The sequence below is a fragment of the Mesorhizobium sp. M2A.F.Ca.ET.067.02.1.1 genome, assembly GCF_004023285.1.
Taxonomy (GTDB): Bacteria; Pseudomonadota; Alphaproteobacteria; order Rhizobiales; family Rhizobiaceae; genus Mesorhizobium.
Genome location: NZ_RZSB01000247.1, coordinates 1 through 7,732 on the forward strand (window position 1 = coordinate 1; position 7,732 = coordinate 7,732).

Here is a 7,732-nt window from a genome sequence, read left to right on the forward strand (position 1 = left end):
GACCCTGGTCGACGAGAAGGCTGCCGTCATCAAGGGCTGGATGCGCGCCGGCAAGATCGCCCGCACCGATCCCTGGCACCTGATCTTCTCGATCTGGGCGACAACCCAGCACTATGCCGATTTCGACGTCCAGGTCCGCGCCGTGCTCGGCGCCGATCGCGGCGGCGACGGCCGCTTCGAGGACGCGGCGCGGTTCCTGGAGCAGCTGTTCCTGGATGGGTTGAAGCCGAAGGGCTAGCGTCGACAAGATGGCTTAGCGGGTGCGACCCGTCTCCGTCATCTGCTTGTTGCCGACCTTGGAGACTGGCGAGGCGTCCGTCACTTCGTCATCCACGGGCGGAGCGGGAGCGAAGCGGACGCGGAGACCCGAGGATCCATTCCGTTACCTTGATCGAAGGGCGCAGCGGAGCAGAATTCTGCACCGCAGAAGCGCATTGAAGTCACGGAATGGATCCTCGGGTCTGCGCTGCGTCGCTACGCTCCTTGCTCCGCCCATGGATGACGAAGTGATGGGCTTGCCGCTGCCTTTCTCGGACGGCTCCGCCTTCCAGCAATCGACCTCACGCGCTGCGCCGCTCGGTCGGAAGCCCCTCGAGCAGCTTCTTCAACTTCGCTACCGAGTTCTGCTCGGCAAGCGGCGTATAGACGATCAGCCTCATATCCGAACCGTCGTCGATCGAGAGGCTCATATGCTCGAACGTCATCGCGCCGGCGATCGGATGCCGCAGGTGCTTCAGGCCGGAAAGCCTGTGCACGACATCGCGCTGCGGCCACCATTCGCGGAACTCCGGACTTGAGCGCATCATCAGCGCGATCAGCCGCTCGAAATCCGGATCGCCGGTGTATTTCGCGCTCTCGGCGCGGAACGCGGCAAGGGTCGCGCGCGCCAGCTGCTCCCAGTCCACCAAAAGGTGCCGCCGGTGCGGATCGGTGAAGACGCCGTGGAGGATGTTGCGGGCATCGCCCTCCAGCTGGCCGTAATCGCCGAAAATGGCGACCGCTGCGTCATTCCAGGCCAGCACGTCCCAGCGCGGGCCGACGACATAGGCGGGCTGCAGCACCAGGCTCTCCAGCATGTGCAGCAAGGGTCCTTCGACCTTTGTCTGCACGATGCGCCGCCGCTCCGGCTGCTGGCGCCCGGCGAGCGTGAACAGATGGCGCTGCTCGGCGCCGTCGAGCCGCAGCGCCTGGCAGAGCGCCGACAGCACCTCGACCGAGGGACGCACGTCTCTGCCCTGCTCCAGCCAGGTGTACCAGGTCGTGCCGACGCCGGCGATCATCGCCACTTCTTCGCGCCTTAAGCCCGGCGTGCGCCGCCGTGCGCCGCAAGCGATGCCGGCCGCATCAGGCGAAAGCCGTTCGCGCCGCGAACGCAGGAAAGCGCCGAGCTCGCGCCGGCGGTGATCTTCGGGGGAAAGGGCGATGGCATCCATGCGCCTATTATAGCAGTACTGATACCAGGATAAAGTTTGAACTGTTTGGGATGCGCGCGGTGTCCCATCTTTCCGTTCAGAGCAGCGCAAGGAGGCTCTGGACATGGAACACAAGGACAAAACCATTCTCGTCACCGGCTCGACCGACGGCGTCGGCCGTGTGGTCGCCGAAAGGCTCGGCGCCGCCGGAGCCCGCGTGCTGGTGCATGGCCGCGACGCAGGCCGCGGCAAGGCGACGGTCGCCGCGATAGAGGCCAAGGGCGGCGAGGCGGAATTCCTCGCCGCCGACCTCGCTTCGCTTGCCGAAGTACGCCGCCTCGCCGAAGTACGCCGCCTCGCCGAAGCCGTGCGCGCCAGGACCGACCGGCTCGACATCCTGATCAACAATGCCGGCGTCGGCACCGGCGGCCAGGGCGCCAAGCGGCAGGTCAGTGCCGACGGCTACGAGCTGCGCTTCGCCGTCAACTATCTCGCCGGCTTCCTGCTGACGTGCGAGCTCTTGCCGCTTCTCAAGGCAGGCGCGCCGGCGCGCATCGTCAACGTCGCCTCGGCCGGCCAGCAGGCGATCGATTTCGACGACGTCATGCTGACGCACGGCTATAGCGGCGTGCGCGCCTACTGCCAGAGCAAGCTGGCGCAGATCCTGTTCACCGTCGATCTGGCTCAGCAGCTCGAGGGCACCGGCATCACCGTCAACGCCTTGCATCCGGCAAGCTACATGGACACCACGATGGTCCGGCAGGCGGGCGTCAGACCATTGAGCTCGGTCGAGACCGGCGCTGACGCCATCCTCAACCTCGCGACCTCCCCGGCGCTCGAAAGGCGCAGCGGCCGCTATTTCGACGGCCAGCGGGAATCGCGCGCCGATGCGCAGGCTTATGACAAAAAGGCGCGCCGCCGGCTGCGGGCGCTGAGCCTCGAATTGACCGGACAATCTTCTGCAACATCCAAGGAACAACACCCATGAGCGAGACCATCGAACATTGCGTCATCATAGGCGGCTCATCCGGCATCGGCCTCGCGACGGCCAAAAAGCTGGTCAGCCCCGCCATGAAAGTCACGATCACCGGCCGCAATGAGGAAAAACTCAAGGCTGCGTGGAAGAGCCTGGGCGGCTCAGCCGACAAGGCTGCGTTCGATGCCGGCAATCCTGATGAGGTGCAGCGGTTTTTCAAAGACCTAGGGCCGTTCGATCACCTGGTTCTCGCCGCGAGCGGCGGCAAGGGGATGGGACCGTTCGCGACGCTCGACCTCGCCGATATCGGCAGCGGCGTCGACGAAAAGATCCGGCCGCAATTGTCCTGTCTGCAGGCAGCCCTGCCGACGCTGAACAAGACCGGATCGGTCACCTTCATCTCGGCTGTCTCGGCGCAGATCGCGGCGCCGGGCGTCGCCGGCATCGGCGCCATCAACGGCATGCTCTTGACCGTCGCGCCGATCCTCGCTGTCGAGCTGAAGCCGCTGCGCGTCAACGTCGTGGCGCCCGGCGTCATCGACACGCCCTGGTGGGATTTCTTGCCGGACAATCAGCGGCAAGCGGTGTTTGCCGAATATGCCGGCAAGACTCCGGTCGGCCGCATCGGCCGCGCCGAGGATGTCGCCGAGGCGATTGCCTTCCTGGTCTCGAACAGCTTCATGACCGGTCAGGTGCTGACCTGCGACGGCGGCTTGAGGTTCGCGGCCTAGCCCTGGACCGTCAAAGCGAATGCGCGATCAGCGCCAAGAAGCCTCCGCCAAGCGCGGCATTGCTGACGACACCGTTGATACGGACAGCGCGATCGGCACCCTGATGATCCCAGAAATTGTGGAACATCGGCGTCGCGACGATGAGGAACAGGATCAGGGCCGCCGCCGCTGGCGCGGTCCATATGCCGGCGATCACCAGCGCCCCAGCCGCGACCTGCAGCACGATGCCGAGCCACAGAGCGAGCGCGGCCTGCGGGACACCACGCGCGGCCATCAACGAAGCGACCAGCTTTCTGTTCAGTCCGGCAAAGACGAAAGCACCGCCGAGCAGCAGCCGTGCGATGATTAGAATCTCGTTCTCAAAATTCTCAAACATGTCGTTGATCTGAAAATGAAAAAAGCGTGGGCCTGTCACAGGCCCACGCTATCGATGAATACACTCAGGCAGCCTTGGCAGCCGGCATCGGATGAATGGCGTGGAAGGGAATACACAACCGGTTCCACGTGTTGATCATGCCGAGTGCGACCGAGAGCTTGACCAGTTCCTCTTCCGAGAAATGCTCGAGCGTGCTGGCGTAGAGCTCGTCCGACACGCCATTGTCGGCGATCAGCGTCACGGCCTCGGTCCATGCGAGAGCGGCACGCTCGCGCTCGGAAAACAGCGGCGATTCCTTCCAGGCGGCGACGAGATAGAGCCGGGTTTCGGTCTCGCCGTCGCGCCTCGCCTCGCGGCTGTGCATCTCGACGCAGTATGAGCAGCCATTGATCTGCGAAGCGCGGAGCTTGATCAGGTGCAGCAGGCTCACTTCCAGCCCGCATTCGTCGACGGCCTTGTTGAGCGCCGACACCGCCTTCATGATTTCCGGCGCCTTGGCAAAGAACTGCAATCTCTGTTTCATCGTCTTTCCTTCCAGTTTTTTGGGCGGGTTAGGGGTTTAAGTCTGCTTGGATGAAGCGGATTTCTGCGGCCGCTGGTGGCGCTCGACGAAAGCGCAGCTCGCGGCATAGGAGCGCGGATCGCCTTCGGCGGCGTACTCCGCAACGAGATCGGACAGCTTCACGTCGGCAAGCGCTGCCCGATAAGCGCGCTCGGCCTTGAGCATCGCGGCGTTGATGCCGCAGGGCTTCACATAGGCCGAGGCGTCAATCTTGACCGGGCCGCGCTGGCGGATTTCGCCGCAGCGGAAGGCAGGCTCCCTGCCCTCGACCGCCAGCACGATATCGAGCAGCGTGATACGTTCCGCCGCCCGCGCCAGCCTGTAGCCGCCCGCCGGCCCCGGCACCGATTCAAGGATGCGCGCCGCCGTGAGCTGGTTGAGATGCTTCAACAGATAGCTCGGCGACAGCCCGAAACACTCCGCCAGCGCCGCGCCCGGCATGGTGCTGTTGCCGTCCACGCTGGCCAGCGTCGCCGCGCAGTGGATGGCCGCCTCAACGCCATCGCCCAGTTTCATCGTGCCGATCTCCAATTCGTGGATATAACTTATCGTGGATAATTTTTATCTGCAATGGGAAAATGCAAATTGCTCTGCCAATTCATCAAGGCAATGTGAGTGAACGGCGCTTCGCAGGACCTGGGTTCCTCGCACCCCGCAAAGCGGGGGAGAGGTGGCCCGGCGAAGCCGGGACGGAGAGGGGGACCACCCTCTGCGAAGCCAGAAACCGGTCAAGGACGAGGCGCAGGGAAAAAAGCAATTAAGGGCCTTGGCGGTGTCCAGCCGCCGCGAAGGCGCCCTCTCCGTCCCGGCTTCGCCGGGCCACCTCTCCCCACTGTCGTGGGGCGAGGAACCCGAGTTTATTCCGCCGCTACCTTGGCCATCGGATTGTTGGGGTGCGTCGTCCAGTTGGCGTAGATCGGCGACACCGGCTTGCCGGTGCGCTGGTCCACGACGCCGGCCGCCAGCGGCGCCATGGTGATGCAGCCCTCGACCGGGCAGACATTGACGCAGAGGTTGCAGCCGACGCATTCGGCCTCGGTCACCTCGAAATGCCTCACACCATCCACCATGCTGGTGATCGCCTGGTGCGAGGTGTCCTCGCAGGCGATGTGGCAGCGGCCGCATTTGATGCAGGCGTCCTGGTCGATATGCGCCTTGGCGACATAGTTGAGGTTGAGATACTGCCAGTCGGTGACGTTGGGCGTGGCGCGGCCGATGATATCGGAGAGCGAGGCATGGCCCTTCTCGTCCATCCAGTTCTCCAGGCCGGCGATCATCTCCTGCACGATCTTGAAGCCGTAGGTCATCGCCGCCGTGCAGACCTGCACATTGCCGGCGCCGAGCGCCATGAATTCGGCGGCGTCGCGCCAGGTGGTGATGCCGCCGATGCCGGAGATCGGCAGGCCGCGGGTTTCAGGATCGCGCGCGATCTCGGCCACCATATTCATGGCGATCGGCTTCACCGCCGGGCCGCAATAGCCGCCATGCGAGCCCTTGCCGTCGATGGTCGGCTGTGGCGCAAAGGAGTCGAGATCGACGCCGGTGATCGAGTTGATCGTGTTGATCAGCGACACGGCGTCGGTGCCGCCGGCATGCGCGGCTCTCGCTGGCTTACGGATGTCGGTGATGTTGGGCGTCAGCTTGGTGATGACGGGCATGCGCGTATACTGCTTGCACCAGCGCACCACCATCTCGATATATTCCGGCACCTGGCCGACCGCCGAGCCCATGCCGCGCTCGCTCATGCCGTGCGGGCAGCCGAAATTGAGCTCGATGCCGTCGGCGCCGGTCTCCTCGACCAAGGGCAGGATCGCTTTCCAGCTTTCCTCCACGCAAGGCACCATGATCGAGGCGATGAGCGCCCGGTCCGGCCAGTTCATCTTCACCTGCTTCATCTCGCGCAGGTTGGTCTGCAGGTCGCGGTCGGTGATCAACTCGATGTTGTTCAAGCCGAGCAGCCGGCGGTCGGCGCCCCAGATCGCGCCATAGCGCGGACCGTTGACATTGACGACCGGCGGCCCCTCTTCGCCGAGCGTCTTCCACACCACGCCGCCCCAGCCGGCCTTGAAGGCGCGCTCGACATTGTAGGCCTTGTCGGTGGGCGGCGCAGAGGCCAGCCAGAACGGATTTGGCGACTTGATGCCGATGAAATTGTTGCGGATGTCTGCCATGCTCATGCCCTCCCATTAGAGGTCAGTGCCCGGTGGATGCTCTCGGCCGCGTCGCGCCCTTGCGCCACCGCCGATACGGTCAAATCGTCGCCGCCGAAGATGCAATCGCCGCCGGCCCAGACTTTGGCCAGCGAGGTGCGGCCTTCGGCATCGACCTTGATGCGGCCGCCTTCGAGTTCGATCGCCTCTGCGCTGCCGTTGAGATGCGCCGGCACAAAACTCTGGCCGATCGCCTTGAACACCTGGTCGGCGACGAGCGTGAGCCTTTCGCCGGTGCCGACAAGCTTGTCGCCGCTCATAGCGGTGTATTCGAGCTCGATTGCCGAGACCTTGCCGTTCTCGGCAATGACGCGCTTGGGCTGCAGCCAGTGGCGGATGGTGACGCCGTTGGCGGCGGCCAGATCCTGCTCGAACTCCGAAGCGTTCATATGCTCCTGGCCGCGGCGATAGCAGATCGTCACCTCCTCCGCGCCGAGCAGCTTCGACTGCACCGCGGCATCGACCGCCGTCATGCCGCCGCCGATGACGACGACGCGACGGCCGACCGGCAGGCTGGAGAGGTCGCTTGCCTGGCGCAGTTCGGCGATGAACTCGACCGCATTGGCAACGCCGTCGGCGTCTTCGCCCTCGGCGCGCAGCGCATTGACGCCGCCGAGCCCCATGCCGAGGAACACCGCATCATAGTTGCGCATCAGGTCGGCCAGTTGGAAGTCGCGGCCGAGCGCCTTGCCGTTCTGGATGTCGATGCCGCCGATCGCGGTGACATAGTCGACCTCAGCCTGGGCGAAATCGTCGACGCTCTTATAGGCGGCAATGCCATATTCATTGAGGCCGCCGGACTTCGGCCGTGCCTCCAGGATCGTCACCTCATGGCCATGGCGGGCAAGGCGATGCGCCGCCGCCAGCCCGGCCGGACCGGCGCCGACCACGGCGATGCTTTTCCCGGTCGGCTCGGCGCGCTTGTAGAACTGCTTGCCCTCGCTCATCGCGACATCGGTGGCGTAACGCTGCAGCCGGCCGATCTGCACCGGCTTGCCTTCGGCCACTTCGCGCACGCAGACCTCTTCGCACAGCGTCTCGGTCGGGCAGACGCGGGCGCACATGCCGCCAAGGATGTTCTGGTCGAAGATCGTCTTGGCCGAGCCCAGCGGATTGCCGGTCGCGATCTGGCGAATGAACAGCGGGATGTCGATCGAGGTCGGGCACGCATTCATGCAGGGCGCGTCGTAGCAGAAATAGCAGCGGTCGGATTCGACCAGCGCTTCGTGGTGATCGAGCGGCGGGTGCAGGTCGGAAAAATTGTCGGCATATTGCTCGGAAGACAGCCGGCCGCCGGCAATGCCCTCGATGAAATGACCAGTCGCCATTCCAGTTCCCCTTGTTGTCGTTTTGGGGAAGGCTAGCACGTTTTATTTTTTTATCAATTGGTCAATTTTCGGCCAAACCCCTGAAAAGGTTGAGTAAAAACATGACAAATCAAGTCATGTTATAGCCGCCTCATTGA

General features: G+C 64.3%; 9 protein-coding genes. 3 read left to right on the top strand and 6 right to left on the bottom strand.

From position 1 onward, the window contains the following. Positions 1-238, top strand: a 238-nt coding sequence (locus tag EOA28_RS17835; RefSeq protein WP_189342083.1) for a TetR family transcriptional regulator C-terminal domain-containing protein, incomplete at its 5' end; no start/stop codon positions are given. Positions 239-560: 322 nt separating this feature from the next. Here EOA28_RS17835 and EOA28_RS17840 read toward each other — a convergent pair. After that, positions 561-1,433: a helix-turn-helix transcriptional regulator gene (locus EOA28_RS17840; protein WP_127250666.1), complete on the bottom strand. Its 873-nt coding sequence runs from the start codon at positions 1,431-1,433 to the stop codon at positions 561-563. Positions 1,434-1,536: 103 nt separating this feature from the next. Between EOA28_RS17840 and EOA28_RS17845 the strand changes: the two genes are divergently transcribed. Together EOA28_RS17845 and EOA28_RS17850 are read left to right on the top strand one after the other, a co-directional pair. After that, entirely contained in the window at positions 1,537-2,400 is an 864-nt protein-coding gene (locus EOA28_RS17845; protein ID WP_127250665.1) for an SDR family NAD(P)-dependent oxidoreductase, read from the top strand. Continuing rightward, a complete protein-coding gene (locus EOA28_RS17850; protein ID WP_127250663.1) occupies positions 2,397-3,119 on the top strand; it encodes an SDR family oxidoreductase in 723 nt (240 codons plus the stop codon). The genes EOA28_RS17845 and EOA28_RS17850 overlap by 4 nt, the downstream gene beginning before the upstream one ends. 10 nt (positions 3,120-3,129) lie before the next feature. Here the strand turns inward: EOA28_RS17850 and EOA28_RS17855 are convergent, their stop codons facing one another. The 5 genes from EOA28_RS17855 to EOA28_RS17880 form a co-directional block, all read right to left on the bottom strand. Next, positions 3,130-3,495 carry a DoxX family protein gene (locus tag EOA28_RS17855; RefSeq protein ID WP_127250661.1) on the bottom strand — a complete coding sequence of 122 codons (366 nt, stop codon included), beginning with the start codon at positions 3,493-3,495 and terminating at the stop codon, positions 3,130-3,132. Between the two features lie 64 nt (positions 3,496-3,559). After that, positions 3,560-4,018, bottom strand: coding sequence for a carboxymuconolactone decarboxylase family protein (locus EOA28_RS17860; RefSeq protein WP_127250659.1), 459 nt, complete (start codon positions 4,016-4,018; stop codon positions 3,560-3,562). A 36-nt stretch (positions 4,019-4,054) separates the two neighbouring features. Then, positions 4,055-4,573: an Rrf2 family transcriptional regulator gene (locus EOA28_RS17865; protein ID WP_127386490.1), complete on the bottom strand. Its 519-nt coding sequence runs from the start codon at positions 4,571-4,573 to the stop codon at positions 4,055-4,057. A 341-nt stretch (positions 4,574-4,914) separates the two neighbouring features. Next, complete coding sequence (preA, locus tag EOA28_RS17875; RefSeq protein ID WP_127250691.1) at positions 4,915-6,228, bottom strand: NAD-dependent dihydropyrimidine dehydrogenase subunit PreA; 1,314 nt, start codon at positions 6,226-6,228, stop codon at positions 4,915-4,917. Between the two features lie 2 nt (positions 6,229-6,230). Then, the gene (locus tag EOA28_RS17880) at positions 6,231-7,595 is read right to left on the bottom strand and encodes an NAD(P)-dependent oxidoreductase (RefSeq protein ID WP_127250690.1); all 1,365 of its coding nucleotides are present in this window, start codon (positions 7,593-7,595) and stop codon (positions 6,231-6,233) included. Between the last annotated feature and the right edge of the window lie 137 nt (positions 7,596-7,732).

Excerpts from the sequence above, each read along its gene's own strand:
- EOA28_RS17880 (WP_127250690.1), bottom strand. The coding sequence starts at position 7,595 with ATGGCGACTGGTCATTTCATCGAGGGCATTGCCGGCGGCCGGCTGTCT.
- EOA28_RS17855 (WP_127250661.1), bottom strand. The coding sequence starts at position 3,495 with ATGTTTGAGAATTTTGAGAACGAGATTCTAATCATCGCACGGCTGCTG.
- EOA28_RS17845 (WP_127250665.1), top strand. The coding sequence starts at position 1,537 with ATGGAACACAAGGACAAAACCATTCTCGTCACCGGCTCGACCGACGGC.
- EOA28_RS17840 (WP_127250666.1), bottom strand. The coding sequence starts at position 1,433 with ATGGATGCCATCGCCCTTTCCCCCGAAGATCACCGCCGGCGCGAGCTC.
- EOA28_RS17865 (WP_127386490.1), bottom strand. The coding sequence starts at position 4,573 with ATGAAACTGGGCGATGGCGTTGAGGCGGCCATCCACTGCGCGGCGACG.
- EOA28_RS17860 (WP_127250659.1), bottom strand. The coding sequence starts at position 4,018 with ATGAAACAGAGATTGCAGTTCTTTGCCAAGGCGCCGGAAATCATGAAG.
- preA (WP_127250691.1), bottom strand. The coding sequence starts at position 6,228 with ATGGCAGACATCCGCAACAATTTCATCGGCATCAAGTCGCCAAATCCG.
- EOA28_RS17850 (WP_127250663.1), top strand. The coding sequence starts at position 2,397 with ATGAGCGAGACCATCGAACATTGCGTCATCATAGGCGGCTCATCCGGC.